This is a genomic window from Polaromonas sp. P3_C2 (genome assembly GCF_056402675.1).
The window spans coordinates 1-590 of sequence record NZ_JBFUGX010001231.1; the positions used below are offsets into that span (position 1 = coordinate 1).

General features: G+C 53.1%; 1 protein-coding gene. It reads right to left on the reverse strand.

Annotated features, from left to right (window positions below; translation table 11 throughout):
* On the reverse strand, positions 1 to 313 hold a 313-nt coding region (locus AC1DWI_RS25785; protein ID WP_477726274.1), incomplete at its 3' end, for a hypothetical protein.
* Positions 314 to 590: the final 277 nt, after the last annotated feature.

The window sequence follows — 590 nt, forward strand, 5'->3', positions numbered from 1 at the left end:
CACTTACGCATATTCCCGGGGCGGCATCGAGGTCCTGAAGCTGAGCAATGTTCTTCCTGGTAATAACTGGATATCCCACCAGTTCGGGTAGAACATCATCTACACCGCTGTCGCCAAGTATTCTCATTACTTGCTGCTTCGACGCCCCGAGTTTGGCGCCAAGTAACTCCGTTCGCTTGAAGGAAATTACAGGAAAAAATATCTGCTGCGCTAAAGTGAGCAGAATGATTCCAGTCAGCACTCCCAGTATCGACCAGCGCATGACTCGGCCTCGTCGTTTGCCGTCCATATCACTATCTGCAAGTTGTTCCATGATTTTCACCGCCACAGTCCGGCGCCGAACGGACTCGGCTTCGCAGGTGTCCAGTTCTGCCCATAGGCGCCCGAAATATTTGGAACCGTACCACCAGCTCTTTCAACAGATTGCTGAGTAGCGGTGTTCGAGTTGGGTCCAAATTTCGCATCGTACGGTCGGATCGAGTCATATCCTTCGGCTTGTCGCATAACCTCTCTATCAAAATCCGGTCCAGACACCCCCGCTGGCGGAGGCACTTCGTATGCTTCAGCCGGGGCTCCACCGTTCCATGCAT